At 72.7% G+C, this 25,807-nt stretch carries 27 protein-coding genes; 14 read left to right on the plus strand and 13 right to left on the minus strand.

The genetic code is table 11. The annotated features are described in order from the left end of the window. Positions 1 to 140: 140 nt before the first annotated feature. Positions 141 to 1,307: an acyl-CoA dehydrogenase family protein gene (locus OIE67_RS46840; protein ID WP_326632774.1), complete on the plus strand. Its 1,167-nt coding sequence runs from the start codon at positions 141 to 143 to the stop codon at positions 1,305 to 1,307. A 6-nt stretch (positions 1,308 to 1,313) separates the two neighbouring features. On the opposite strand, the gene OIE67_RS46845 is transcribed toward OIE67_RS46840, so the two are convergent. The 4 genes from OIE67_RS46845 to OIE67_RS46860 all read right to left on the minus strand — a co-directional run bounded on the left by OIE67_RS46845 (position 1,314) and on the right by OIE67_RS46860 (position 6,871). Beyond that, positions 1,314 to 2,138, minus strand: a complete 825-nt coding sequence (locus OIE67_RS46845; protein ID WP_326632776.1) for a patatin-like phospholipase family protein — start codon at positions 2,136 to 2,138, stop codon at positions 1,314 to 1,316. A 148-nt stretch (positions 2,139 to 2,286) separates the two neighbouring features. Further along, complete coding sequence (locus OIE67_RS46850) at positions 2,287 to 4,524, minus strand: polysaccharide lyase 8 family protein (RefSeq protein ID WP_326632778.1); 2,238 nt, start codon at positions 4,522 to 4,524, stop codon at positions 2,287 to 2,289. A gap of 10 nt (positions 4,525 to 4,534) precedes the next feature. Then, positions 4,535 to 5,791, minus strand: a complete 1,257-nt coding sequence (locus tag OIE67_RS46855; protein WP_326632780.1) for a hypothetical protein — start codon at positions 5,789 to 5,791, stop codon at positions 4,535 to 4,537. 99 nt (positions 5,792 to 5,890) lie between these two features. Further along, on the minus strand, positions 5,891 to 6,871 hold the full coding sequence (locus tag OIE67_RS46860) for an Lrp/AsnC family transcriptional regulator (RefSeq protein ID WP_326632782.1): 981 nt from the start codon (positions 6,869 to 6,871) through the stop codon (positions 5,891 to 5,893). An 85-nt stretch (positions 6,872 to 6,956) separates the two neighbouring features. Here OIE67_RS46860 and OIE67_RS46865 point away from each other — a divergent pair, with 85 nt between their 5' ends. Continuing rightward, positions 6,957 to 8,366, plus strand: coding sequence for an MFS transporter (locus OIE67_RS46865; protein ID WP_326632784.1), 1,410 nt, complete (start codon positions 6,957 to 6,959; stop codon positions 8,364 to 8,366). Between the two features lie 20 nt (positions 8,367 to 8,386). Here OIE67_RS46865 and OIE67_RS46870 read toward each other — a convergent pair whose 3' ends face one another. Continuing rightward, positions 8,387 to 9,811, minus strand: a complete 1,425-nt coding sequence (locus OIE67_RS46870) for a WGR domain-containing protein (protein WP_326632786.1) — start codon at positions 9,809 to 9,811, stop codon at positions 8,387 to 8,389. A 70-nt stretch (positions 9,812 to 9,881) separates the two neighbouring features. Further along, positions 9,882 to 10,349, minus strand: coding sequence for an ATP-binding protein (locus tag OIE67_RS46875; protein ID WP_326632788.1), 468 nt, complete (start codon positions 10,347 to 10,349; stop codon positions 9,882 to 9,884). Positions 10,350 to 10,544: 195 nt separating this feature from the next. Here OIE67_RS46875 and OIE67_RS46880 point away from each other — a divergent pair, with 195 nt between their 5' ends. Then, positions 10,545 to 10,703: a hypothetical protein gene (locus OIE67_RS46880; protein ID WP_326632790.1), complete on the plus strand. Its 159-nt coding sequence runs from the start codon at positions 10,545 to 10,547 to the stop codon at positions 10,701 to 10,703. A gap of 108 nt (positions 10,704 to 10,811) precedes the next feature. On the opposite strand, the gene OIE67_RS46885 is transcribed toward OIE67_RS46880, so the two are convergent. Continuing rightward, positions 10,812 to 13,103 carry a xanthine dehydrogenase family protein molybdopterin-binding subunit gene (locus OIE67_RS46885; protein WP_326632792.1) on the minus strand — a complete coding sequence of 764 codons (2,292 nt, stop codon included), beginning with the start codon at positions 13,101 to 13,103 and terminating at the stop codon, positions 10,812 to 10,814. 74 nt (positions 13,104 to 13,177) lie between these two features. Here OIE67_RS46885 and OIE67_RS46890 point away from each other — a divergent pair, with 74 nt between their 5' ends. Then, positions 13,178 to 13,651, plus strand: coding sequence for an MSMEG_6728 family protein (locus OIE67_RS46890; protein WP_326632794.1), 474 nt, complete (start codon positions 13,178 to 13,180; stop codon positions 13,649 to 13,651). On the opposite strand, the gene OIE67_RS46895 is transcribed toward OIE67_RS46890, so the two are convergent. Together OIE67_RS46895 and OIE67_RS46900 are read right to left on the minus strand one after the other, a co-directional pair. Beyond that, complete coding sequence (locus tag OIE67_RS46895; protein ID WP_326632796.1) at positions 13,615 to 14,058, minus strand: hypothetical protein; 444 nt, start codon at positions 14,056 to 14,058, stop codon at positions 13,615 to 13,617. The genes OIE67_RS46890 and OIE67_RS46895 overlap by 37 nt on opposite strands. Continuing rightward, complete coding sequence (locus OIE67_RS46900) at positions 14,055 to 15,113, minus strand: carboxymuconolactone decarboxylase family protein (RefSeq protein ID WP_326632797.1); 1,059 nt, start codon at positions 15,111 to 15,113, stop codon at positions 14,055 to 14,057. Before OIE67_RS46900 ends, OIE67_RS46895 begins: the two co-directional genes overlap by 4 nt. Before the next feature lie 190 nt (positions 15,114 to 15,303). Here OIE67_RS46900 and OIE67_RS46905 point away from each other — a divergent pair, with 190 nt between their 5' ends. The 6 genes from OIE67_RS46905 (at position 15,304) to OIE67_RS46930 (ending at position 20,409) form a co-directional block, all read left to right on the plus strand. Continuing rightward, positions 15,304 to 16,590: a sensor histidine kinase gene (locus tag OIE67_RS46905; protein WP_326632798.1), complete on the plus strand. Its 1,287-nt coding sequence runs from the start codon at positions 15,304 to 15,306 to the stop codon at positions 16,588 to 16,590. Then, positions 16,587 to 17,249, plus strand: coding sequence for a response regulator (locus tag OIE67_RS46910; RefSeq protein WP_106243081.1), 663 nt, complete (start codon positions 16,587 to 16,589; stop codon positions 17,247 to 17,249). Before OIE67_RS46905 ends, OIE67_RS46910 begins: the two co-directional genes overlap by 4 nt. Positions 17,250 to 17,292: 43 nt before the next feature. Next, the gene (locus tag OIE67_RS46915) at positions 17,293 to 17,892 is read left to right on the plus strand and encodes a sulfite oxidase-like oxidoreductase (RefSeq protein ID WP_326632801.1); all 600 of its coding nucleotides are present in this window, start codon (positions 17,293 to 17,295) and stop codon (positions 17,890 to 17,892) included. Between the two features lies 1 nt (position 17,893). Then, a complete protein-coding gene (locus tag OIE67_RS46920) occupies positions 17,894 to 18,619 on the plus strand; it encodes a ferredoxin reductase (protein ID WP_326632803.1) in 726 nt (241 codons plus the stop codon). A gap of 2 nt (positions 18,620 to 18,621) precedes the next feature. After that, entirely contained in the window at positions 18,622 to 18,888 is a 267-nt protein-coding gene (locus OIE67_RS46925) for a DUF6510 family protein (RefSeq protein ID WP_106243073.1), read from the plus strand. A 117-nt stretch (positions 18,889 to 19,005) separates the two neighbouring features. Then, positions 19,006 to 20,409: an LCP family protein gene (locus OIE67_RS46930; protein ID WP_326632806.1), complete on the plus strand. Its 1,404-nt coding sequence runs from the start codon at positions 19,006 to 19,008 to the stop codon at positions 20,407 to 20,409. Between the two features lie 92 nt (positions 20,410 to 20,501). On the opposite strand, the gene OIE67_RS46935 is transcribed toward OIE67_RS46930, so the two are convergent. Beyond that, on the minus strand, positions 20,502 to 21,092 hold the full coding sequence (locus tag OIE67_RS46935) for an NADPH-dependent F420 reductase (protein ID WP_106243068.1): 591 nt from the start codon (positions 21,090 to 21,092) through the stop codon (positions 20,502 to 20,504). 169 nt (positions 21,093 to 21,261) lie between these two features. Beyond that, positions 21,262 to 21,858 (minus strand): TetR/AcrR family transcriptional regulator, encoded by a 597-nt coding sequence (locus OIE67_RS46940; protein ID WP_326632809.1) that lies wholly within the window; start codon positions 21,856 to 21,858, stop codon positions 21,262 to 21,264. A 66-nt stretch (positions 21,859 to 21,924) separates the two neighbouring features. On the opposite strand from OIE67_RS46940, the gene OIE67_RS46945 reads away from it, so the two are divergent. Further along, positions 21,925 to 23,205 (plus strand): cytochrome P450, encoded by a 1,281-nt coding sequence (locus OIE67_RS46945; protein WP_326632810.1) that lies wholly within the window; start codon positions 21,925 to 21,927, stop codon positions 23,203 to 23,205. On the opposite strand, the gene OIE67_RS46950 is transcribed toward OIE67_RS46945, so the two are convergent. Next, positions 23,168 to 23,338 (minus strand): DUF3073 domain-containing protein, encoded by a 171-nt coding sequence (locus OIE67_RS46950; RefSeq protein WP_106243061.1) that lies wholly within the window; start codon positions 23,336 to 23,338, stop codon positions 23,168 to 23,170. The genes OIE67_RS46945 and OIE67_RS46950 overlap by 38 nt on opposite strands. Positions 23,339 to 23,424: 86 nt before the next feature. Here OIE67_RS46950 and OIE67_RS46955 point away from each other — a divergent pair, with 86 nt between their 5' ends. Then, positions 23,425 to 23,757, plus strand: a complete 333-nt coding sequence (locus tag OIE67_RS46955) for an ArsR/SmtB family transcription factor (RefSeq protein WP_106243058.1) — start codon at positions 23,425 to 23,427, stop codon at positions 23,755 to 23,757. Here the strand turns inward: OIE67_RS46955 and OIE67_RS46960 are convergent. Continuing rightward, entirely contained in the window at positions 23,750 to 24,307 is a 558-nt protein-coding gene (locus OIE67_RS46960; RefSeq protein ID WP_326632813.1) for a hypothetical protein, read from the minus strand. The two genes, OIE67_RS46955 and OIE67_RS46960, sit on opposite strands and share 8 nt — an antisense overlap. 80 nt (positions 24,308 to 24,387) lie before the next feature. On the opposite strand from OIE67_RS46960, the gene OIE67_RS46965 reads away from it, so the two are divergent. Continuing rightward, positions 24,388 to 24,900, plus strand: a complete 513-nt coding sequence (locus tag OIE67_RS46965) for a PadR family transcriptional regulator (RefSeq protein ID WP_326632814.1) — start codon at positions 24,388 to 24,390, stop codon at positions 24,898 to 24,900. A gap of 10 nt (positions 24,901 to 24,910) precedes the next feature. Continuing rightward, positions 24,911 to 25,789 carry a 1,4-dihydroxy-2-naphthoyl-CoA synthase gene (locus OIE67_RS46970; RefSeq protein ID WP_106243050.1) on the plus strand — a complete coding sequence of 293 codons (879 nt, stop codon included), beginning with the start codon at positions 24,911 to 24,913 and terminating at the stop codon, positions 25,787 to 25,789. The last annotated feature ends 18 nt before the right edge of the window (positions 25,790 to 25,807 follow it).

Here is a 25,807-nt window from a genome sequence, read left to right on the forward strand (position 1 = left end):
CGTCGGGGAGGTCCCTGAGAACGTCCCTGACCCACCCCTGGGAGGCGATCGAACCCCCGCCCGGCACTGGACAACCCGGCGTTTACGTGATCTGACGGAGGGAGTAAAAGCACCGACGATCGCGAACGGGAGTACCGGAAATGGACGACACGCCGCGACTGCACACCGCCGGTACCGCGCCGCTGGAGCGGGCCCGCGACCTGCGCGCGCTGATCGACCGGGACGCCACACAGGCGGAGGCCCAGGGCAGGCTCACCGACGCCGTCGTGGACGCCCTGCACGAGTCCGGGCTGTTCGGCATCTGCGTGCCGGCCCCGCTGGGCGGCGCCGAGCTGTCGCCCAGGGAGCTGATGGACGTGCTCGAAGAGCTCTCCTACGCCGACCCCTCGACCGGCTGGGTGGTCATGGCGACCACCCTGGCGAACGGCACGGGCGGTGCGTACCTGGGCGACGACGCCGTCGAGCGGATCTTCGCGGGCCCGCGGATGCCGCTCATCGCGGGCCAGGGCACCCGGCCGGGCGTCGCCGTCCGCGAGGACGGGGGGTTCCGCCTCAGCGGGCAGTGGGGCTTCGCCTCCGGCATGCTGCACGCCCAGTACTCCCACAGCCTGGGCATCATCGAGGGCACCGACGAGGGACGGATCTTCGTCACCCCCTTGGACGACGTCAAGCAGCTCGGCAACTGGGACGTCCTGGGCCTGCGCGCCACGGGCAGCATCGACTACACCATCGACGACGTCTTCGTACCGGAGTCGCGGAGCCACGTCTTCGACACGAACGAGCCCCTGCGTGGCGGCGCGCTCTACCGGCTGGGGATCGTGGACCACGCGCTGATCTGCCACTCCTCCTGGGCGCTCGGCGTCGGCCGCCGGCTGCTCGACGAGCTGGCCAGGCACGTGGGGGCCCGTGCGGGCCGGCCGGGGCAGATCGCCGGCAGCGACGCCTTCCACACCGACTTCGCCCGCGCGGAGGCGCGCTACCGGGCGGCCAAGGCGCTGGTGCACGAGGCGTGGGACGACGCCGAGCGCACGCTGGCCGCGGGCGGGCGGCTCGCCGTGCGGCAGGAGACGATGGTACGGCTCGCGCTCAACCACGCGACCTCGACGCTGGCCGAGGTGGCCGGGTTCGTCTACATCTCGGGCGGCACCTCGGCGCTGCGCGACGGGCTGATCCAGCGGCTGTTCAGGGACGTCCACGCGGGCACCCAGCACATCACCTCGGGCCCGCAGGTGCTGCGCGAGTGCGGACGCGAACTGGCGGGGCTGGCCCCGGGCGAAACCTGGTCGCTCTTCGTCCTGGGGGCGTGAGGTGCGTCAGCGCCACATCTCCGCGACGCGGGCCGCGGCGGCGCGGCCCTGGGCGTAGCCGGCTTCGGCGCTCGGCGTGCGGGACGACGGGTCCAGCGGATCGGCGCCGAACACGGCCCGCGCGGGCTCGTCCGACTCGATCACCTCGACCGTGCCCGAGAGCCGGAGCCACGACGGCTCCCCCAGCTCGGGCATGGGAGCGAGCACCACAACCCGCTCGAACCCGGCCGCCAGGTCGGCGTTGGCGCTCGTGCGTACGCCGCCGTCCATGTACCGGGCCCCGTCGATGGTGACGCACGGCCACACCACGGGAACGGCGCAACTGGCCGCCACCGCGTCCACCAGCTCGACCCCCGAGCCCGGGTCGAACAGCCGCGGCTCGCCGGTGCGGGCGTCCACGGCAACGATCACCACGTCCCGGTCGGGCCACTTGTGCACGGGCAGCCGCCCCTCGATCACCTCGCGCCGCGCGGCCTCGGGGACCGTGTCCGCGGCCAGCGCCAGCGCGCCGATCTCACGCCGCTGCTCGACGGCGTCGAGCGAGCTCTCGGAGATGCGCAGGAGCACCGCCCCCAGCTCCTCTATCGACACGCCGGCCTGGAGCTCGGCGTTCTGCAGGGCCGGGTCGGTCTGGCGGGCGAGCAGCTCAGCCAGTGTCAGGCCGCTGGTGACCTGGGCGGCCACCGTGGAGCCGGCCGAGGTGCCGACGATCCGGTCGGCGTCCGTGACGTCGGCCCCGCCGTCCGCGAGCCCGGCCAGCACGCCCGTCTCCCATGCGATCCCGGCGATTCCTCCGCCGCCCAGCACCAGTGCCCGCTTGATCCCGCTCATCGGTCCTCCGCCCGTACCCGCTCATCCGGCATTACCCGCTCATCGCAACACCGCCCACCCGCGATGCCATCCCGCACCGGACCGGGAAGGGTCGGGCCCAGCGGACACCCGCGCACCGAGCCGGGCCCGCCCCGGCCGAGACGGGACGTCATCCGAGCCGCACGCCGACCGTCACGGAGGCGCCCTCACGGTCGTGCAGCCGTCCGAACCTGAGCCCGCCCCCGGCCGCGACCGCGGCCCCTTCCAGCACCCCGGTGACGGAACGCGGCAGCGTGACGGACAGTTCGCCGAGGTCGCGGCGGGGGTCGGCGACGGTCACGGTGGCGTTCCCGCCCGGCCGCTCGCGCAGCAGCACCGCGCACGGCGCCGAGACGGTCAGGCCGCCGGCGGTGCCCGCGTTCCAGAAGCAGGCCGCCGTCAGCCCCAGCGCGGGCACGTGCACGGCCTGCACCCGAGCGGTGTTGGCCAGCACGCGCACCCGTCCGGGATCGGCGGCGCGTAAGCGGGTCTCCCCCCTCGTCGCACCCGGCAGGAGCGTGTAGGCGTAACCGGCCCCGCGCGGATCGACACCGTGATCCAGCCAGAGCGTCACATAGTCCCTGCTCACGCCGCCACCCGCACGGTCGGTGCCCGCTCCGTCGCCCGCACGGTCCCCGCTCACCCCGCCACCCGCGCGGCGGTCCCGCAGCGTGTGCAGGACCTGCGGGGACGGCACGAGGTAGCCGCCGTGTCCCTCGACGTGCGCCCATCCCTCCCCCGTGGTGAGCGCGGCGCCCGTCCTGCGGTTGTCCACGATCGTCTCGACGGCCACGCCGTCGTCGGCCGTGATGCCCGCACCCAGGCACACGACGGCGTCGTCGAGGAAGAACCACGACTTGAACGCCTCCATCGTGCTCTCCAGGCCGCTCAGGTGCTGGCCCACGGCCGCGTACGTGCCGTCGCTCGCCCCGCCCACCCAGCGCCAAGGCGTACGGGTGTCGCCCCACGCCGCTCCGGCCCCGTCGGGCAGCCGCCGGGTGGAGACGGTCGTGCCCGGCAGCCGGTAGGGGTCCACGGTCGGCCAGAACGCGTCGGAGTACTGGTCGCCCGAGCCGTCGGCCCACCAGTAGAGCATCCCCGAGCCGGTGTGCCAGCCGCGGAGGTTCTCGCCGTTGCCGTGCTCGTAGTGGCCGATCCGGTGCGAGGCCATGCTGAGCGCGGCGCACCAGCCCGGCGCCCGGTGCACGGCCCTGGCGCTCATGGGCAGCAGCCGGTGCCCGAGCGGCTCGGGCGCCGCGGGCACGGCGTCGTCGTCCATGACCGCCGCCAGACGGGCGTGCAGCGCGGGATCGGCATGCTCCAGCATCGGCCGGTACGTGCCGCGTACCGCCCAGCCCTTCACCATCGCCTGCCAGCGCGCCCGCAGGCCGGCCGGCGCGCTCTCCCCCAGCAGCAGCACCGCGGCCGCGACGGCCCGCCCGCTCTCGTGGTCGCCGAACGCCCTTCTGCCGACCGACCGGCCGCGGACGAGGTCCATGCAGGCGCCGTCGCGGACGAAGGGGGCGAACGACCGCTCGACCGTGTCGAACACCCTCGTGTCGGCGATCTCCCACGGCGATCCGCGCAGCACCGCGTACAGCGTGGCCAGCCCCGACAGCAGCGTCACCCCGTAAGCGCCCTGGTAGGGCACGGAGGAGTGCTGGACGAACGACCCGTCGCGGTAGAACCCGTCACCGTCGGAGACCGTCGGGAACACCGGGGCCAGCGCGGCGACGGCGGCCCGCGCCCGGTCGTGGTCGTCGTCGAGCATGGCCCGCAGCAGCGTCACCAGGCACAGATCCACCCGGTTGGCGCCGGTGCTGGTGCCGCTGTAGGAGGCGAGCCGGCTCAGCGGGACGAAGTGATCGACCGCGTCCAGAAGATCGGCGTCCGCCTGCCCGGTGAGCACGGCCGCGTCGAGCAGCGCCTTCGGCACGCCGATCTGCCAGTGCCACCAGTTGCCCGTGGCCTCGGCGCCGGCCGCGTACACGTGCCGCACGTAGTGACGCACCCCCTCGGCGACCGCTCTGGCCAGCTCGGGACGCGGGTCCAGCGCGTACGCCCGCGCCATGACCCGCAGCCGCCGCGGCGTCGCCACGAACGAGGGGAACCGCTCGTCCGGCCAGAGCCAGGAAGGCCCGGGCGCCATCGTGTCGCGGTAACGGGCGGCGGCCCGCGCCAGTTCACGATACGGCCGCGCACCCGGATCGCCAGGAGGCCCCGTCACCACCTCCCGCCAGCGGCGGCGCAGCCGCGTGAAGGTGTCGTCCGGCGTGTGCGCGGCCCGCGCGGGCGTCAGCGCCCCCAGCGTCCCCGCCGCGCCCACGCCGCCGAGCCGGAGGAACGATCGCCTGGATGGCAGCGGCACGCCTCGATTATCACGCGCCGCGCAGGCCGGTGAACCAGTCGAGTATCCGCGGCATGGCGCGGAGCGGCGAGGTCATGTGGTCCACGTTCCCGACGTCGGTGAGCGTCGCCTTCACGCCGCTCGCCTTCAGCTCCTTCAGGCAGAGGCGGGAGTTGGCGATGACCACTTCCCTGTCGCCGCGCCCGGCGTAGAGGCGGACGGGCACGCCGGGCCGCCAGCCGGCGCAGGTGGCGTCGTTGTCCACCATCGCCTTGAGCAGCGAGCCGGACGGCTGGGCCACGCGCTTGAGGTAGGCGTCGGTGAGGAGGTCGCGGTGCGAGGCGGGCAGCCCGGCCACGATCTCGTCGAAGCCGTGCTGCCCGTCGAACAGCCGCTCCACGCCCGGGTCGCGGAACGCCTCCGACGGAGAGTCGTACAGGTGGTGCAGCCGGTTCATCGAGACGGTCCAGTACGCCAGGTAGTAGGTGGCGACGTGGGGGTCGAGCCGGCCCTGGAGCAGCGCGGGCATCTCGGCCCTGCGCACGTGGTACGGCCCCGCGATCGGCGCGACGCCGCGCAGCCGGTACCCGGAATCCTCGCGCAGCGCCTTGCTCAGCGCCATGGCCGCGTGCCCGCCCTGCGAGAACCCGGTCACCAGCACGTCGCCGCTCAGCGTGCGCCCCTGCCGCCGAGCCAGTTCCCCGGCCGCCCGCAGCAGGTCGGCCGAGGCCGACGCCTCGGTGGCCGCGTCCATGTACGGGTGGAACCCCGGCCCCGTCCCGAGCCCGAGATAGTCGGGGGCGATCCCGGCGAATCCGGCGGCGGCGAACATCAGCGGCACCGCCCGCCCGTCGCCGTCGGACACCGAGCCGGCGTACGCCTTGGTGGCCAGGGTGCCGTGCTCGTAGCTGACCGTCCACAGCCCTCGCCTGGACCTGGTGGGCAGGGCGACGACGCCGCCGGCCGTGGTGGGCGTCCCGTCCACGGCGACGGTGCGGTAGACGACCGCGTACAGGTCGGCGCCCTGCGGCCGGGGCGGCACGGGGTAGCCGCGCTTGGTGAGCGTGGCCTTGACCTGGGCGGCCGACAGGCGCGCCAGCAACTCGGCGGAGACGACCGAGCCCCTGCCGTCCGCGATCACCGTCCCGGACGGCGTCCCGGACGATAGGGCGGACGGCGTGGCGGAGGACGTCCCGGTCGCGGCCAGTGCGGCCGGGGCGGTCGCGGTGGCCAGGACGAGCCCGGCGCAGGCAAGGGCGAGCAGCCGGGTCTTCATGGAGGTCTTCATGACACGAAACGCTAGGGATCGCGGCGTTCGAGCCCCATCCCGCGCTCCGCCCATCTCGTGGTGGCGCCGGCCCTACCTCCGCACACCGGCAGGACCCCCTCACCCCGGCAGGACCGCCCCCGCCCGCTTCATCGTCCTGATGATCGGCCCCGTCTCGATGTGCCGGATGGCGGGCAGCGCGCCCACGCTGTCGGTCAGGTAGCGGTAGAGCGCGGTGTCGTCGCGGCAGACGATGCTGACCGTCAGGTTGGTCGGCCCGGTCGTGGCGCCCGCGAACGCCACCTCGGGATGCTCCGCCAGCGCCCGCCCGGTCGTGTCGAGCTCGGCCGGTGGCACCGACATCCACAGCTGGGCCTCCACCTGGTAGCCGAGCAGCGTGGGCAGCACGTCCATGTCGAAGAAGAGGGCGCCCGCCGCGCAGAGCTGTTCCATCCGGCGCTTGACCGTCGACTCCGACCAGCCCGTCACCGCCGCCAGGTCGGCGTAGCCGGCCCGCCCGTCGCGGGACAGCGCGTCCACCATCGCCTGGTCGCCGGGACCGAGCGTGAGCCGTTCGCCGTCGCCGCGCGGCCCGTTGATCCGGTCCGCCGCCAGGTGCGCCACCTGGTCGGGGGCGAGCACGGCCAGCCCCGACCAGCCGATCCGGCCGCCCACGAACGTGTGCAGGGTGCGGTGCGCCGACACCGACAGCACGCGGTTGGTCCGCGCCAGTTTGTCGAGCAGCAGCGACTCGCGTTCCTTGGCGGTGCGGTGCAGCGTGCCGCTGGAGATCTCCGTGCCGCCGGACAGCAGGTGCACCCAGGACGTGTCGGAGCGCCGCGCGAGCGCCTCGGCGATCGACACCGCCGCGTCGGGGGTGCAGCGCAGCCTGATCGCCCACGACTCGTAGCCGAGCCGCCGCCCGTCCACGACGCCGACCACCCGCAACATGCCGGTGGAGCGCAACCGGCGGTAGCGGCGCGCCACCCGCTGGTCGGACACCCCGAGCACCTCCGCGATGCGGTTGAACGAGGCCCGCCCGTCCACCTGGAGCGCGTGCATCAGCCCACGGTCGACGTCGTCCAGCTCAAGGATTTCCACCACCACAGGCTAGCTCGTACGGAAAACCTGCAGAACCGCCCTCATTGCTGGCGGGAACCCGCACCCGGGCCCCACTGTGGTCGCCATGACCCAAACCCGGATCCCCGAGACCGCGACCACCTCGTGGTCGCCTCTGGTGGCCGCCTGCCTGGGCGCCTTCATGCTCCTCGTGGACGTCACCATCGTCATGGTCGCCCTGCCCGACATCACCGCCGACCTCGGCATGTCCTTCACCGGCACGCAGTGGCTGCTCGACGGTTACGCGCTGGCCCTGGCCGCCCTGCTGCTGGCCGCCGGGTCGTTCGCCGACCACACGGGGCGGCGCAAGGTGTACCTGTCGGCGCTGGCGGTGTTCGCGCTGGCCTCGCTGGCCTGCGGGCTGGCCCCCTCCGGCGGCGTGCTGCTGGCGGCCCGCGTGGTGCAGGGCGCGGCGGCCGCGGCCATGATGGCCACCACCCTCGCCCTCATCAGCGCCACCTACCACGGCAGGCGGCGCGGTATCGCGTTCGGCGTGTGGGGCGGCGTGAACGGAGCCGCCGCGGCCGTCGCGCCCGTGCTCGGCGGCCTGCTCACCGAGCACCTGCACTGGCGGGCCATCTTCCTGGTGAACCTGCCCATCACGCTGGTCGCCGGCTGGCTGACCGTGCGCGGCGTGGAGGAGTCGCGCCTGCCCGGCGGGGCCAGGCTCGACTGGGCCGGCATGGCCACGTTCACGCTGACGGCCGGCGGGCTCACGTACGGGCTGATCGAGGCCGGCGAGCACGGCTGGACGGCGGCGCGGACGCTGGTGCCGCTCGGCGCGGCGGCGGTGGCCTTCTTCGTCTTCCTCGTCGTCGAGACGCGCGGCACGAACCCCATGCTGGACCTGCGCCTGTTCGCCGACCGGTCGTTCAGCGGGATCATGGCGGGAGCCGGGCTGCTCATGCCGGCCGCGTTCGCCTGCCTGGCCTTCACCTCGCTCTGGCTGCAGCAGGACCTGCGGCTCGGCCCCGTGATGGCGGGGCTGGCGCTGTCGCCGATGGCCGCCACTTCGCTGGTGACCTCCGTGGCCGCCTCCCGGCTGCTGCCCTGGCTGACGCCGCGCGCCGCGCTCGGCGGCGGGCTGCTGCTGATCGGCGCGGGCTCGTTCCTCCAGGGCCTGCTCGACGCCCAGTCGGACTGGCCGGCGCTGGCGCCGGGCCTGATCGTCGTGGGCGTGGGCGTCGGACTGGCCGTCCCCGCGCTCAGCTCCGCCGCCATGGCCCACGCCCCGGCCATGCGCGCGGGCATGGCGGCCGGCACGGTGAACACGGTCAGGCAGCTCGGGTACGCGCTCGGCATCGCGGTGCTCGGCATCGTGTACCAGGGCGGCGGGCCGGCGTACGCGGCGCTCGAAGACGTCTACCGGGTCAGCGCGGCCACCGGCGTCCTGGCGGGCCTGCTGGTCCTGGTCACCGTGGCCGGAGCGGCCGGCGGCCGGAGCGGGACGGCCGGAACGGGACCGTCGCGAGCTTGAACCCGGCCGCCTGTTCGCGGTCAGAGCAAGCGGCGGATGTCGCCGTAGGCGCGGTAGAAGCCGCCGCGCCCGGCCGAGCGCACTCCGTCGACCAGGTAACGCGCCCCCGCCTCGCGGATCTCCTTGGGGAACTGCACGTTCCACGACTCGAAGCCGGGGCTGACCACGCGCACGCGCAGCCGCTCACCCTCCCGCACGCACTCGACCACCACGCCGTCGCCCGCCTCGCTCGTCGTCTCCAGCACCGTCTCCACCACCGCCGATGGCTCGACGACCTCCAGCGTCGCCGCCGCCTTGACGTCCACCGGCTGCGGCACGCTGCCCGAGCGGGCCGCGGCGATGGCGGCGGGGCTCGCGTCGATGCAGGCCAGGGTGCCGTCGGTGGTGACGATGTAGAGCCGGTCGTCCCAGAACTGCATGGAGAACGCCGACCCGCAGCCGGTGCCGAGCTTCCACAGCAGCTCGCCGGAGGCGTCGAAGCAGTAGACGGAGGACTGGTTGTCGCCCGCGAAGACGTGGCGGCCGCCGGGGGAGGTGGCGCACGAGTAGACGGCGCCGTCGCACTGGTAGACCGCCTCGACCCGGCCGTCGCCCTTGGCCAGGCGGTGCACGGTGCGGCGGCCGGTGCCCGCGTAGACGGAGTGCTCCTCCTGCCAGCCGAACAGCACGCTGTCGGCCTGCTTGTTCTCCCACACCAGAACGCCGTCGGCGGCGTTGTAGCGGGCCACTCCGCGTGAGTGTCCGTGGTAGACGGAGTCCTCGTCGCATCGGACCATCCAGGCGGAATCGCCGATGCCGGGGCGCGCCCACTGGAACTCGTCCTCGTAGTCGATCGTGGTGATCCGGCCGGCCCGGTCGGACACGCCGAGTACACCGTCGTGGATGTCGAGCCAGTAGATGTCCACGTCGGCGGCGATCTCGTACGCGGCCCTCGGGACCTTGCCGCTCAGGTCGTAGACGCGGCCGTCGTCGCAGCCGGCGTAGATCCAGAAGTCGTCGGCCACGATGCACTTCACGCCGTCCGGCAGCCGGATCCGGCCGGTCACGGTGCCGGAGTGGCTGACCGTGAAGACGTCGCCGCGCTGGTTGCCGACCATGCAGCGTTCCTCGTCCACGAAGATGCCGAACGCCGAGGCGCCGCTGTCGAAGCGCCACAGGACCGGCGCCTGCTGGGCGGTCGAGCGAGTGCTGGCGATGGTCCTGCGGGTGACGGCCCGGCGCTGGCGCACCCCGCGCACGGCCGTCGCGTAGCCCTTGCGCGTCTTCTCGCCGATCTTCCTGGCCGCCGCGGCCTGCGCCTTGGCCACCGTGGGGAAGGCGGTGACCTTGGTCTGGCCGGCCTCGCCGATCCGTCCGTAGGTGATCGTGACCTGCGTGCCCGCCACGGTCACCTCGTAGAACTTGTGCGATCCGCCGCCGTCCTCGGACAGCTCAAGGTAGGTCATGTCCGCGCTTCTCCAGATATGCCGGGCTTGATCAGTTGCTCGGGAGCGTAGAGCAAGACGGCGACAGAACTCAGACCCCGGCTCTGATCGGCACGACGTTGCCCGCCGCGCCCCGGCGCGGGAGCGCGAACCAGGTGGCCTTGCCGACGAGGTCGGGCTGGGTGACGTAGCGCTGGGGGTGGCAGCCGTAGAAGCCGTCGGAAAGCCTGGCGATGATGCGCAGACCGCGTCCGTGCTCGGCCGCGAGGTCGTGGGGCGCCTGGGCGGGCAGCAGCGGGCTGCTGTCCACGACCACGCACATGATCTCTCTGGCGTCCACGTGCAGCCCGAGTTCGTACGGCTCGGCGCCGTACATGAGGGCATTGGTGATCAATTCGCTCACCATGAGAACGGCGTCGTCCACGACCTCGGAAGAAAGGGAGAGTTGTGATAATTCCGTGCGAATGACAGCTCGCGCCCGGCCCACTGTCCTGACGTCGTCGTGCAGCGGCCACGCGTGCCGCATCCTGCTCCGGCGAGTCGGTCGCAGCCTGGTCATGGCATCTGTCTCCTGTGCCGATGGGCAACGGATGCGCGTTTCGCTTAACAAGAGGACCTGCCCCGGGGTTGTCGTACATCGCCGTCGAAACCTGTACGTACGTAAGGCCGTTCCGGGTCGATTCTTCGGCGAGAAATCGCCATTGTTTTGCCAGTCGCTCGAAACGGCCGCGCCGGGCCGGGTACTGACTCCCGCATGAGCAGTCCTGACGAGTACAAGCCCAAGACCGACGGCAAACGCGAACGCCGCCGCCCCGACGAGCCCGTGCCCGCCGGCCGCAAGGCCCTGGAGCAGGCGCTGTTCGAGTCGGGCAAGGCCATCGAAGATCTCATCGGCCCGAGCGGGCCGGCATGACACCGCACACCACGAGCACCGCGGCCGGAGCGCCGCAGGCCACATGCACCGCGGCCGGAGCGCCGCACAGCACGAACCCCGCCGCCGGAGCGCCGCACTCCGGCGGTGTCAGGCCCGCAGCAGGGACCACACGACGGCCGGCGTCAGAGGGACGTCGGTGACCTGGGCGGCGATCTCCGGCAGCGCGGCGGCCACCGCGTTCGCGATGGCGGCCGGCGGCCCGATCGTGCCGGCCTCGCCGACGCCCTTCATCCCGCCGGGGGTGAGCGGCGACGGCGTCTCCAGCAGCACGACCTCGATGCCGGGCACCTCCCGCGTGGTCGGCGGCAGGTACTCGGCGATCGGCTGCCCGTCGTCGGTGTAGCCGATCTCCTCGGTCAGCGCCTGGCCGATGCCCTGGGCCACGCCGCCCGTGAGCTGCCCCTCCACGACGGTGGGGTTGACCAGCACGCCGGCGTCGTTGACCACCCAGTAACGCTCCACCTCGACCGCCCCGGTCTCGGGATCGACGGCCACGGCCGCCGCGTGGGCTCCGTACGCGAACGTGTAGCCCTCCGGGTCGTAGCTGACCCGTTCCTCAAGGCCGGGCGCGAACCCCTCGGGCAGGTCCCAGCCGCGCCAGGCCGAGGTGGCCAGGTCGCGCAGCGTCAGCGACGCCCGCGGATCGCCCTGCACGCGTACGGACCCGTCGGCGATCTCCAGATCGCCGGCGTCGGCCTCCAGCCGGTGCGCGGCCAGGGCCAGCAGCCGGTCCCGCAGCCGGACGGCGGCCCGCACGAGCGCGCCGCCGCCGACCGCCAGCGAGCGGCTGGCGACCGCCCCGATCGACGAGTACGGCGTCGTCGCCGTGTCCCCCAGCACCACCCGCACCCGCTCGATGGGCACCCCCACCCGGTCGGCCGCGATCTGGGCCAGCGCCGTCTCGATCCCCTGCCCCATCGAGACCACCCCGGACGACACCACCACGGACCCGTCCTGCTCCATCCGCAGGATCGCCGTCTCGTAGCCGCCCGCCGCCGCGTTGATGGCCTTCATGTCCATCGACGGCCCCATGCCGGTGCTCTCCACGTGACAGGAGTAGCCCACGCCGCGCCTGCGCCCGTCGTCCTTCTCGACCGGCCGGACCAGGTCGCGCAGCGTGCGCAGGGCGAGCGGGTAGTCGCCGGAGTCGTAGGTCTGGAAGACGCGCGTCGTGTACGGCAGCTCGTCCGGCCGCAGCATGTTGCGCAGCCGCAGCTCGACCGGGTCCAGGCCGAGCCTGCGGGCCGCCTCGTCGATCAGCCGCTCCCTGGTCAGGGCCGCTTCCGGCTGACCGAAGCCGCGGTAGGAGCCGGTGGGCGTGGTCGTGGTGACGACGCCGCGCACCCGTACGGCGAACCGGTCGAACCGGTACGGTCCCGGCAGCAGCGTGGCGGTGACCGCGAACGTCGAGCCGCCCACGTTCGACGGATGGGCGCCGAGGTCGCCGAGCACGTCCACGTCCATGGCCACGAAGCGCCCGTCGCCGTCGAGCGCGAGCCGTCCCCTGTGCACGCCCTGCCGGGCGGGCAGCGTGGCGAACAACCGGTCGCCCGGCGGCTCCGACCAGCTCACCGGCCGGCCCAGCCGGATCGCGGCCAGGCAGGCGAGCGTCTCGTCCGGGTAGAGGTGCTCCTTGGCGCCGAACCCGCCGCCGGTGTCGCGGCTGACGACGCGGACCCGGTCGTGGGACAGCCCGAGCGCCTCGGCCAGATGCTCGCGGGCGTGGTGCGGTGCCTGGGAGGACAGATGCACGGTCAGCTCGTCGCCGGCGTAGGAGGTGTAGGAGGCCACCACGCCGCGCGGCTCCAGCGGGTACGGCGAGACCCGGCCCATCCTGAAGGTCATCTCGACGACGTGCTCGGCCCCCTCCACGGCGGCCGCGCAGTCGTCGTCGCCCATGACGAAGTCGAAGAGCACGTTGCTCCCCAGATCGGGATGGAGCAGCGGCGCGTCATCGGACAGCGCCCGCTCGGCGCCGACCACGGCGGGCAGCTCGTCGAGGTCCAGGTCGAGCAGGTCGGCGGCGTCCCTGGCGGCCTGCGGCGTCTCGGCGACCACCACGGCGAGCGGCTGGCCCACGTATCTGACGGCGTCGTCCAGCACCGGGTAGGACGTCATCAGCTGGCCCGGCATCACGTTCACGCAGGGCAGGCGCAGGCCGGCGGCGTCAGCGGGGAGGATGACGTCGAGTACGCCCTCGACGGCCCGCGCCGCCTCGGTGTCGCAGCCGAGCAGCCGGCCGTGCGCGACGGGGCTGCGGACCACGTGCGCGTACGCCATGCCCGGCAGGCGTACGGAGGCGACGTATCTGCTCTTTCCCGTCAGCAGCCGGGCGTCTTCCCTGCGTGGCGTCCGCGCGCCGACATACCCGTTCCCCATGGGCCCGATTGTGAGCGCTGCCCGGGCGGCGGTCTATACCATCCGCGAAAAAGAGCACGTCAGCGAGGGTAACGATGCAAACTTTCCTGCCATATCAGGATTTCGCCGCTTCGGCGGCGGTGCTCGACCCGCTGCGGCTGGGCAAGCAGCGTGTCGAGACGTTGCAGGTCCTGCGCGCCCTCACCGTCCCCGGGTACGGCTGGCGGCACCACCCCGTCGTGAAGATGTGGGCCGGTTACGAGGAGGCGCTCGTCCGCTACGGCCTGGAGATGTGCCGCCACTGGTGCTCGCTCGGCCGCGCCGACACCTGCGCGGACACCATGACGACCGAGGTGACCCGGCTGCGCGGCACGCCCGTCGTCCGCGCGCAGGCCGAGCTGGCGGCGGCCGGGGAGCTGCCGCCCTGGCTCGGCGACGAGAAACTGCACCTCAGCCACCGCTCGGCGCTGCTGCGCAAGGACCCGGGCTTCTATCGGCCGGTCTTCGGCGACAGTGACCCCGACGACCTGGACTACGTCTGGCCCCGCTCCGATCGCCTGCCCGCCTGACCGTCCCCCCGTCCATCCGCCGCCAGCACCCGTAGGAGCTGGACGACACCGCCGCCGAACATCCCCACACCGAGCGGCACGTGCGGCACCGTCACGTGCGCCAGGCCCAGGACCGCCGCCACCGCCGTGAGCAGCAGCAGCGCCGCGGCCGGCCCGACGAACCTGGCGGAGCCGCCGCCGGGCCGCCAGACCAGGATCGCGGCGACCAGGTGGGCGAGCCCGATGACGCCCAGGGCGATGCCCGAGTTCAGGTGCAGTGCCCGGCCGCCGGGCGAGGAGAGCAGCATGCCCGCCGTCACCGCCTGGAACAGCAGCGCGACGACGTGCAGGACGGCCACCGCCTTGAGCGCCTGCATCGGCCAGGGGGCGGTGGCGGGCGGGCCGGCGAGGGTGTGGTGCGCGGTCATGATCGCTCTCCCTGAGTCGTCTCAGCCGGTACGGCACCCGCCCCGGTCCGGACGACACCGCCTCCGGCGGCCGTGATGCGGGCCTCCACGTGCGCGGTGGCCAGAATCGCGCCGAAGGCGCACAGCCGTACCAGGTCCTCGTCCGTACGGGCGGAGCCGCGCCAGGCGGCCACGTCGGCGTCCGTCACCCGGTACGGCGCGAACGCGGTGAGCAGGACCAGCCGCGCCCCCGCGCGGTCGCCGGCGGGCAGACCGGCCAGCGGCTCGTCCAGCCAGGCGGTGCCCATCGGCGGATGCGCGCCGTCCCAGTCCGCGACCGCCCGGGTCACGGCCGCCCGCGCGGGGCCGCTGAGCAGGTCGCCCCCGGCCTCGGCGACGGCCTTGAGCGTGGCGTACGCGGTCCCGGCCGGGGCCCCGTCCGCCCAGCCGGGCTCGGCAACGGCGGGCAGTCCGGCGATCAGCGGCAAGCCCGCCCCCGGGGCCGCCTGCCTGCGCACCGGTCCCGCCATCGCCCGCCCGCCCACACTCCTGACCAGGCGGAACTTCTGCAGATTGGCGGGCATGAGGTTCTCGGTGAGCAGCGCCGAGGCGATCCTGTTGATGAAGTGGAAGCCCAGCGCGGTCCCGACGTACTCCGGCGCGAGCGCGTCCGGATACGGCCGCGCCGCCCCGGGCGACCTGGCCCAGGCCAGCAGCGCGGCGTGCCCGGGATCCGCGGGCACCTCGCCACGGGCGATGCTCTCGCCGAGCCGGTGGTCACCGGTGGCGTGCAGCAGCGTCGTGTGCGCGGCCACGCAGAACGTGCACTGGTTGGCCAGCGAGACGCCCAGCGCCACGACCTCCTTGCCGGTCCTCGGCGCCGCACCGGCCAGCAGCGACTCGCGCAGCGTGACCCAGGTCGCGGCCAGCACCTCCTCGGCGGGCGACAGGGTCAGGAACACCGCCATGCGCGCCATGCCGAAGTCCTCGGCGAGCTGGGCGTACACCTGTGCGGTCCGGCCGGTGGCGGCTCTGACCGGGACCGGGGTGACGTAACGGAAGGAGCCGTCCATCATCGGCTCCCGCGACGGATCGTGTCCATGGCCGAATCGTCCTGCGCGGACCCGCCGCCGGTCATCGGCCGTGGGAAGACTTCCCCGGCTACCGCCGGCGGCAGCGAACCGGCGCGGATACTTCCCCGGGAGTAGCTCCGAAGCACTTCCCCGCGCCGATGAACCTGCCAGGAAGTCGTTCTACTCTGCAGTGATGAGCTCTGTGCACGCGTGGCGGCCGGTCGCCGTGGACGGCGCGCTGGCCGTCGTGGTGGCCGTGCTGCAGTCGGCCACCGTGCTGACCAACCCGGGCGCGGGCGCCCTCGACCTCGCCGCCGTGCTGGTCGCCTCGGCCGCCCTCGTCGCCTGGCGGCGGGCGCCGCTGGTTCCGCTGCTGGTCAGCACGCTCGGCATGATCGTCTACGCGGCGCACGCGCAGCCGGGCCCGCAGGCCGCCTTCCCGGTGATGGTGGCGGTCTTCGGCGCGGTACGCGCGGGGCACCGAGTGCCGGCCGCGCTGGCCGGCACGCTCTTCCTGGGGGTGGCCCTGGCGGCGAACCTGGCCGGCGTGCCGTCCGGGCAGGACCCCCAGCCGATCGTCCAGCAGACGGTGCTGCTGCTGGGCTGGTTCCTGGCCGCCGGGGTGGCGGGCACGGTGACCCGGCACCGGCAGGCGTACCTGGAGCAGGCCGAGCAGCGCGCCACCGAGGCCGAGCGGACCCGCGAGGAGATGGCCCGGCGGCGCGCGGGCGAGGAGCGCCTGCGCATCGCCAGGGAGCTGCACGACTCGCTCACCCACAGCATCTCCGTGATCAAGGTGCAGGCCGGGGTGGCGGTGCACCTGGCGCGCAAGCGCGGCGACGAGGTGCCCGCGGCGCTGCTCGCCATCCAGGAGGCCAGCGGCGACGCCATGCGCGAACTACGCGCCACGCTGGAGGTGCTGCGTGACGACGCCGCACAGGAGCGGGACCCGGACGACGGCCCAGGCGGCAGTCCGACCGGCGGCCCGGACGACGGCCAGGACGGGGGCCCGCGCGAGAATCCGCACGCGGCCCGGCATGAGGACGGGCGTGCGGACCGGCATGAGGACGCGGAGCCGGTCAGGGCCGAGCCGAGCGGGCTCGACCGGCTGGACGACCTGGTGGACCGGGCCCGTTCGACCGGCCTGCCGGCGACGGTGACGGTCTCGGGCGAGCGCAGGCGGCTGCCCGCGGAGGTGGACCGGGCCGCGTACCGGATCGTCCAGGAGGCGCTCACCAACGTCTCCAGGCACGCGGGCGGCGCCGCCGCCTCGGTGCGCATCGACTACGGAGGGACGGAGCTGGTCGTGCAGGTGGAGGACGACGGCGGGGCCAGGAGGGAGGCGCCGCCCGTGCCGGGCGTGGGCCTGGTCGGCATGCGCGAGCGCGTCACGGCGCTCGGCGGCCGGCTGCGGGCCGAGCCCCGCGCCGAGGGCGGCTTCACCGTACGGGCGGAGCTTCCGCTGGGGGACCCGTCGTGATCCGTGTGCTCCTCGCGGACGACCAGGCGCTCATCCGGGGCGGTTTCCGCGCCCTGCTGGAGGCCGAGGACGACATCGAGGTGGTGGCCGAGGCCGCGAACGGCGAGCAGGCCGTCGCGCTCGCCCTCGCCCACCTCCCCGACGTGGCGCTCGTCGACGTGCAGATGCCGGTGCTGGACGGCATCGAGGCCACCCGCCGGATCGCCGGCGACGAGCGGCTGAGCGGCGTGCACGTGGTGATCCTGACCAACTACGGCCTCGACGAGTACGTCTTCGACGCGCTCAGGGCGGGCGCGGGCGGCTTCCTGGTCAAGGACACCGAGCCGGTGGACCTGCTGCAGGGCGTCAGGGTGGCGGCCCGCGGCGACGCCCTGCTGTCGCCCTCGATCACCCGCCGGCTGATCGGCGAGTTCGTCGCCCGCCGCCCCGAGCCGGACCACCACGGCCTGGACGTGCTGACCAACCGCGAGCGCGAGGTGACCGCCCTGGTGGCCCGGGGCCTGTCCAACGACGAGATCGCGGCGCACATGGTGATCAGCCCGACCACCGCCAAGACCCACGTCAGCAGGGCGATGACGAAGCTGCACGCCCGTGACCGGGCCCAGCTCGTGGTCTTCGCCTACGAGTCGGGACTGGTCGTTCCCCGGGCGGGTCGCTGAGTCCTTTGGCGCGCCTCGTGGTGGAATGGCCTCAGGAGGCGACGTGGGCATCATTTCGCGCGGTTTTCAGGGCAGGCGCAGAGACGCGGGCGACCGGCTGCCGCCCGGCCAGTACCTGGTGGACGACTTCCCCGTGCTGTCGGCGGGGCCGACGCCGCGGGTGCCGCTCGACCGGTGGGAGTTCGCCGTCGACACCGAGGCGGGCCAGACTCACCGGTGGTCGTGGACGGAGTTCCTGGCGCTGCCGCAGGAGACGCCCACGGTGGACATCCACTGCGTCACCAAGTGGACGAAGCTCGACACCACCTGGCAGGGCGTCTCCCTGGACGTGCTCCTGGAGGACGTGGAGACCGCCGCCGACTACGCGCTGATCTACTCCTACGGCGGCTACACCACGAACCTGCCGCTGGAGGACCTGCTCGACGGCCAGGCGTGGATCGTGCACCGCTTCGACGGCGAGGAGCTGGAGCCCCGTCACGGCGGCCCCGCCCGGCTGATCGTGCCGCACCTGTACTTCTGGAAGTCGGCCAAGTGGGTCCGCGGCATCCGCCTGCTGAACGAGGACTATCCGGGCTTCTGGGAGACGGCCGGCTACAACAACTACGGCGACCCGTGGCGCGAGCAGCGTTACGAGGGCGACTAGGGTGCGCCGCCTGGTCTGGCGGCCGGCCGAGCTGATCTCCTGCGTCGCCGAGACCGAGAGCGCGCGCACGCTGCGCTTCCGGGTGCCCGGCTGGCCGGGACACCTGCCGGGCCAGCACGTCGACGTACGGCTGACCGCCGACGACGGCTACACGGCGCAGCGCAGTTACTCTGTGGCCAACCCGACGGACGGCGACCTGGTCGAGCTGACCGTGGAGAACGTGCCCGACGGCGAGGTGTCCCCCTACCTGACCGAGGTGATGCAGGCCGGCGACCGGCTGGAGATCCGCGGCCCGGTGGGCGGCTGGTTCGTCTGGCGGCAGGAGAGCACGGCGCCGGCGCTGCTGGTCGGCGGCGGGTCGGGCATCGTGCCGCTGATGGCGATGATCAGGGCCCGCCGGCTGGCGGGCGGCCGGGTGCCCTTCCGGCTGCTGTACTCGCTGCGCGACCCCGCCCGCCGCTACTACGCCGAGGAGCTGCGCCGCCCCGACCCGGGGCTCGACGTCACCTACCTCTACACCCGTTCCGCGCCGGAGGGGGTGTCCCGCCCGGCCCGCCGCCTCATGCTGGAGGACCTGGCCGAGGGCGGCTGGCCGGCCTCGTTCGAGGCCGACTGCTACGTGTGCGGGCCGACCGGCTTCGTGGAGGCGGCGGCCGACCTGCTGCTGGCGCTCGGGCACGCACCCGAACGCATCAGAACCGAACGTTTCGGTCCCACCGGAGGCTGACGATGACCGCAGAACACCTGGACGGCAACGCGCTGGCGGGCCCGCTGGGCGAGATCTTCGCCGTGGACGTGACCTCCGCGACGGGCCGCTGCGCCCACTGCGGCCTGACGGGCCCCGTCGCCTCGCTGCTCGTCTACGGCCCCGATCCGGGCCTGGTGGGCCGCTGCCCGGGCTGCGAGGAGGTCGTGCTCCGGGTGGTCCGCGGCCCCGGCGCGGCCTGGCTCGACCTGCGCGGAACGGTCTCCCTGCGGGTCAACCTGCCCGACTGAGGCCACGAAGGCGCGCCCGACTGAGTACACTCAGGCACGTTCAACGGCCGAGATCAGTACGGCGTGGCTCTTGGCCAGGGGCGGCGGCCCTTCGGCCCCGTCTCTGTGGGGAGTGACGTGAGCAGCGGGCTTGTCGACGCGCCTCCGTCCGGGCCGAGCACGCCGCCACGGCGTCGCCGGCCGTGGCTGCGCTGGGTGATCGCGGTCACGGTGACCGTCGTCCTGCTGGTCGCCGGCGCGGCCGTGGGCGTCTACGCGCGGCTGACCGGAAACCTCAAGCAGCAGGACGTCACCGCCGACGACCTCGGCGCCACCCGCCCGCCCAAGGTGGCCGGCACGGCGATGAACATCCTGGTCGTCGGCTCCGACCAGCGCGACGGCAAGAACGCGAAATACGGCCGGGTCCCGGGCGAGCGCACCGACACGATCATGCTGATGCACGTGTCGTCCAGGCGCGACAACGCGATGGTGATCAGCTTCCCGCGCGACTCGGTCGTCCAGTTGCCCGCCTGCCGCGCCGTCCGCGGCCTGCCGGGACAGCAGGCCCACGTCGGCATGATCAACGAGTCGTTCAACTCCGGCGGCATCGCCTGCACCTGGAAGACGATCGAGTCGCTCACCCACATCCGCATCGACCACTTCGTGAAGGTCGACTTCACCGGCTTCAAGGGCATCGTGAACGCGGTCGGCGGGGTCGAGGTCTGCCTGCCCGAGCCGGTCAACGACAAGAAGGCCCTGCTGCACCTGCCGGCCGGGCGGCAGACGCTCACCGGCGAGCAGGCGCTCGGCTACGTGCGCGCCCGTTACTCCCTGGGCGACGGCTCCGACATCGGGCGCATCCAGCGGCAGCAGATGTTCATCGCCTCGATGGTGAAGAAGGCGATGAGCGGCGAGACGCTCACCGACCCGGCCAAGCTCCTGGCCCTGCTCGACGCCGGCACCAAGGCCATCACCACCGACAGTGCCCTGACCACCGGCGTGATGAAGGACCTCGCGACCAGCCTCCAGGGCCTCGACATCAGCAAGCTCCGCTTCATCACCACCCCGTGGCACTACTCGCTCACCCAGCCGGGCCGGGTCGAATGGGAGCGGGAGCAGTCCCACCGGCTGTTCCAGATCGTGGCGAAGGACCAGAGCGTCGACGGCGTCAAGGGCGGCCAGGCGAAGGTGAGCCGTTCCAAGATCCAGATCGAGCTGCGCAACGGCACCTGGCGCAGCGGCCTGGCCACCGAGGTCGCGGCCTATCTGGAGCAGCGCGGCTACCACATCGCCAAGATCGGCGACACCCAGCGCAAGCCGCAGCGCAAGACCACGATCGTCTACGGCCCCAACGGCGAGACCCGCGTGCCCACGCTCACCAAGGACCTGCAGCTCGCCGCGCTGCGCCAGGTGCCCGGGGCCGCCACCAGCCGGCTGATCCTGGTGCTCGGGGACGACTGGAAGGGCCTCAAGCAGCTGCGCACGGACGACACCGAAGCCATCAAGGGCTTCGACGCCACCCACGACACCTGCGCCACCTGACCACCGGGGCCGCCCTGACCACCGGGGCGCTCTGATCACCGGACCCGATCAGCGACGCCCTGATCACCGGACCCCGATCAGCGACGCGCTGATCACCGGGCTTCTGACAGGCCGCCCGCGTCGATGGCGGTGAAGCCGGCGTCCTCGATGAGCGGCACCACGGCCTTCTTGGCCTCGTCGTCGTCCCCCCAGTAGGGCATGTCGGCCCGTGCCCCGCCGCGCTGGCCCGCGATGCCGAGGTCCAGCAGCTCGTTGGGGTACTTGGTGTTGAACGTGCGCACCACGCGCACGCCCGCCCCCAGCACGTGCTGCTGGTACTGCGGGCTGGTCAGCCCGCAGGGGACGGCCACCATCACGGCCAGGCCGTCGCGCTCGCCGATCGGGTTGCTCGGATCGATGACGATCTTGCCCGCGAGCGCGCCGCCGAGCTCCGCCACCACCGTGGGGAACGCCTCCCAGCCGACCGCCAGGACGAGGACGTCGCCGAACGCCGCGGCCTCGGCCGGCGGCCCGCTCCTGGCCCGGCCGTCCCCGCTCCCGGCGGACACCCTGACCGCGGCACCGGCGGCGGCTTCGGCGAGAGCGAGGTCTGAGTCACTGAAGAACACGTCGTGGCCCGCCGCGGCGAGCAGGCGGCCGAGCCGCGAGCCCAGCCTTCCGGACCCCACGATTCCTACGCGCATGTCTCGATCTCCTCGTCCTCCGTGGGTGTGCCCATACCCACGGATGACATTCCTCCGAACCGACACCTTTTGCCGCCCGATAGCCCTGAGACAACGGCCCTCGGACGCAGCGGCCACCCGGTGGCCGTCGGCCGACAGGCGTCAGGCGTCAGGCGTCAGGCGTCAGGCGTCAGGCGACGAAGGCGCCCAGCGCGGCCAGGACGTCCACGACCTGCCGGGCGTCCGGCGTGGCCTCGGGATCGAGCAGCCACTGCAACATCAGGCCGTCGGAGATCGCGATCACGACCGACACCAGCGCCGCGGGCTCGACCGGCAGCTCCGCCCCCAGCCGCCCGGCGGCCCGGCTCAGCATGTCGGTCCCGGCGACCCTGGCCTTGGCGTAGGCCTCGGCGAGCTTCACCCGCAGCACGGGCTCCCGCAGGGCCGCGGGGAAGCTCTCGACGCAGAGCACGAGCTGCGGCCGCATCTCCCCGAACACGTCCACCAGCTGCTCCAGCGCGCGCAGGAGCAGCTCTCTCGGCGTGCCCGGCTCGGCCCGGAACAACGACCGCTCCACCCGCTCGGTCCACTGCTCGAAGAACTCGGCGATGGCCTCGTTGAGCAGCGCGTCCTTGCCGCCGAAGTGGTAGCCGATGGAGGCCAGGTTGGTGCCGGAGGCGGCCACCAGGTCTCGTGCGGTCGTGCGGGCATAGCCCTTGTCCTGGAGGCAGCTCACCGCTCCAGCCAGCAGTCGTTCGCGGTATCCACCGGCCTCTGTGCTCGCCACGGGATCCATGCTACAGATATATACAAACGTCTATGACAAACGTACGTATACGACAGGAGAGCAACGATGATCCCTCCGGGGCCGAGAATGCCGTCGATCGTGCAGACCGCGCGGTTCGTGGCGGACGCGGAGCGCACGTTCGAGAGCTACCACCGCAGATACGGGCCGATCTTCACGGTCCGCTACGCCGGCTTCCCGCCGGAGGTCTACGTGACCACCGCCGAGCTGGCCGCCGTGGTCTACCGGACCGACCAGGGCGGCGGGCAGGCCGGCGCGGCCCGTAAGGACTTCCTGGAGCACCTGGTGGGCGCGCACTCGGTGCTCACGCTGGACGGCGACCCGTGGTGGCGGCACCGCAAGACGCTGAACCCGCCGCTACGCGCCAAACAGGTCGCCGGCTACCACGACGACATCGCCGCCATCGCGGCCGAGAGGATCGCGACGTGGCCGCTGGGCCGGCCGTTCGCGCTGCGCGAGCGCATGCAGGAGATCACGCTGGAGATCATCATCCGGCTGATCTTCGGCATCAGGGACGCCGGGCGCACCGGCCGGCTACGGGAGTTGCTGCCGGGACTGCTCGCGACGGGCGGCTCCACGCAGGTGGTGCTGCTGCCGGAACGGCTGCGCCCGATGGCGGCGCGGGTGCCGTCCCTGCCTTACGCGCGCTTCCTGCGGCTGCGCGCCGAGGTGGACGCGATCCTGTTCGGCGAGATCCGCCGGCGCCGGGCCGCCCCCGGGGGCACGGACGTGCTCGGGCGGCTGCTGGAGACCGAGCTGGACGACCAGGAGATCCGCGACGAGCTGATCACCATGCTCATCGCCGGCCACGAGACCACCGCGACCGGCCTGGCCTGGGCCTTCGAACGGTTCCTGCGCATGCCCGAGGTGCTGGAGCGGCTGCCGGACGACGAGCCCTACCTCGACGCGGCGGTCAAGGAGGTGCTGCGGGTCAGGCCGGTGGTCTACGAGGCGCCGAGGCTGCTCGACGCGCCGCTGCGGCTGGGCGGGTACGAGATCCCCGCCGGATGGTACGCCGGACCGTACATCCCGCTCGTGCACCGTGACCCCGCCGCCTTCTCCGAGCCCGGACGATTCCGTCCTGAGCGGTTCCTGGAGGGGCACCAGAGCAGAGCCTGGATGCCCTTCGGCGGCGGGCGGCGCTTCTGCGTAGGAGCGCAACTGGCGCTCCTGGAGATGCGCGTCATCATCCGCGAGGTGCTGCACCGCCTGGAGCTCACGGCGCCCGATCAGGCGCCGGAGGCCAGGCGGCTGCAGAACGTCACCCTGGCACCCGCGAAGCAGACCCGCGTCACCGCCCGCGCTCGGACTCCTGCTCGGACGGCGTAGGCGGGTAGTACTCCTCGCGTCGCGTGTCCGCGCCCAACTCCTCGCGGAGCCGGTCGTAGTCGATGTTGTGGTTGGTGTACTTCAGCTGGCGAGCGACCTTCGTCTGCTTCGCCTTGGCTCTTCCTCGGCCCATGGCAACTCCCTAGTCCCCGCTGTCATGCTATCCGACAACATAGCGACTTGAAGAATTATGCAACTGAACTGGATTACGCTAACCATATGCACGTGGAGGTCTACCAGGCCAAGGCCGACTTCTTCCGAACGCTCGGCCACCCCGCTCGCATCCGAGTGTTGGAGCTACTCCAGGAAGGGCCGCTCCCCGTCAGGGACCTGCTGGCCCAGATCGACATCGAGGCTTCGAGTCTGTCCCAGCAGCTCGCCGTCCTGCGGCGGGCGGGCATCGTCAGCGCGATCCGCGAGGGCAGCACCGTGGTCTACACCCTGGCCACGCCCGAGCTGGCCGATCTGCTGGGCGCCGCCCGGCGCATACTGACCGAGATGCTGGCCGACCAGGGGGAGCTGCTCGCGGAGCTGCGCGCCGAGGTCACCTAGCGAGCGCCCGCCGCTTCACATGCCCGGGGTACCACGCGGTGAAGGCGGCGGGGGCGGCGAACGAGAGCACCTTGATGGTGATCACCAGCGTGGTCGCGTGGGGCGAAACGGACAGGACGAGCGTCAGAGCGAGTGCGGCGACGGTGAAGGCGGCTGCCCAGACGGCGCTGATGATCACGTTGGCGCGGTGGAAGACCGGGTTGCGCCACAGCTCCTCGGGCGTCGTGGCGCGGGCGATGCCGAGTGTGAACGGCCGGCGGATGGCCAGCGAGCCCCAGGCCGTGCCGGCCAGCCAGACGTCGACGAGCGCGGGCCCGTACGGCGTGAGCGGTGAGTCGGGATCGAGCAGCGACAGCGCGGTGAGCAGGGCGAAGAACACCACCGCGCTGGTCTCGATCACCATCATGTCCCACGACCTGCCCGACCTGCGGTCCACGGCCACGAGCACCAGGGCGATGACGAGTCCCGCGATCGCTCCCCAGCGCCATTCGTCGCTGGTCGCGATGAAGCCGTAGACGATCCAGGGCAGGAAACCGAGCAGGCCGCGCATCGGGCATCTCCTTCTCACGACGTTCCTAAGTAGACATGTCGAAAGTAGAACTTCCTGGAGAGATATGTCAACATAGGAATATGAGTCTTCGACACGCCTTGCTGGGCCTGCTGTCCGAGGGACCGGCGAGCGGATACGACCTGCTGAAGCTGTTCGACGTCTCGCTCGCCAACGTGTGGCCGGCCACGCAGAGCCAGCTCTACACCGAGCTCGGCAAGCTGGCCGACGCGGGGCTCGTGGACGCGGCGGCGCAGGGCCCGCGCGGCCGCAAGGAATACACGATCAACGAGCGGGGCCTGGCCGAGCTGCGTCACTGGATCACCGACGTCGAGCCCACGCGGGTCGTCCGCAGCGACATGCTGCTGCGGGTGTTCTTCCTGGCCCAGGTCTCGCCGGAGCAGGCCAGGAGTTACCTGCGCCGCCAGGCCGAGCTGGCAACCAAGCAGCTGGAGCACATCGCGAGCATCCGCGAGTTCGTCGAGCGCGGCGACGACAACCTGTCGGTGTACGGCCGCCTCGCCCTCGAATACGGCCTGGGCCTGGCCGAGAGCCAGCGCCAGTGGGCCGAGTGGGCCGAAGGCCAGATCCGTTAGGCTTCCGGCCATGGTCTCCGAACTGTTCGATCCCAAGGCGTGGCAGGCGGTCGAGGGATTCGACTTCACCGACATCACCTACCACCGTGCGGTCGACCAGGGCACCGTGCGCATCGCCTTCGACCGTCCCGAGGTCCGCAACGCCTTCAGGCCGCAGACGGTCGACGAGCTCTACCGCGCGTTCGACCATGCCCGGCAGAGCACCGACGTCGGCTGCGTGCTGCTGACCGGCAACGGCCCGTCGCCCAAGGACGGCGGGTGGGCCTTCTGCTCCGGCGGCGACCAGCGCATCAGGGGCAAGGACGGCTACCAGTACGCCGACGGCACCCCGTCCACCGGCCGCCTGCACATCCTGGAGGTGCAGCGCCTGATCCGCTTCATGCCGAAGGTCGTGATCTGCGTGGTGCCCGGCTGGGCCGCGGGCGGCGGCCACAGCCTGCACGTGGTGGCCGATCTCACCCTGGCCAGCGCCGAGCACGCCCGCTTCAAGCAGACCGACGCCGACGTGGCCAGCTTCGACGGCGGCTTCGGCTCGGCCTACCTGGCCCGGCAGGTGGGGCAGAAGTTCGCCCGCGAGATCTTCTTCCTCGGCGACACCTACAGCGCGGCCGACGCCCACCGGATGGGCATGGTCAACGCCGTGGTGCCGCACGAGGAGCTGGAGACGACGGCCCTGGAGTGGGCACGCAAGATCAACGGCAAGTCGCCGACCGCGCAGCGGATGCTCAAGTTCGCCTTCAACGCCGTGGACGACGGGCTCGTGGGCCAGCAGGTGTTCGCGGGCGAGGCGACGCGGCTGGCGTACATGACGGCCGAGGCGGCCGAGGGCCGTGACTCGTTCCTGGAGAAGCGCGAGCCCGACTGGTCGCCCTTCCCCTGGCACTTCTAGACGGCAGTCCCTGGGCCG

The organism is Nonomuraea fuscirosea, from assembly GCF_035917475.1.
Classification (GTDB): domain Bacteria; phylum Actinomycetota; class Actinomycetes; order Streptosporangiales; family Streptosporangiaceae; genus Nonomuraea; species Nonomuraea fuscirosea.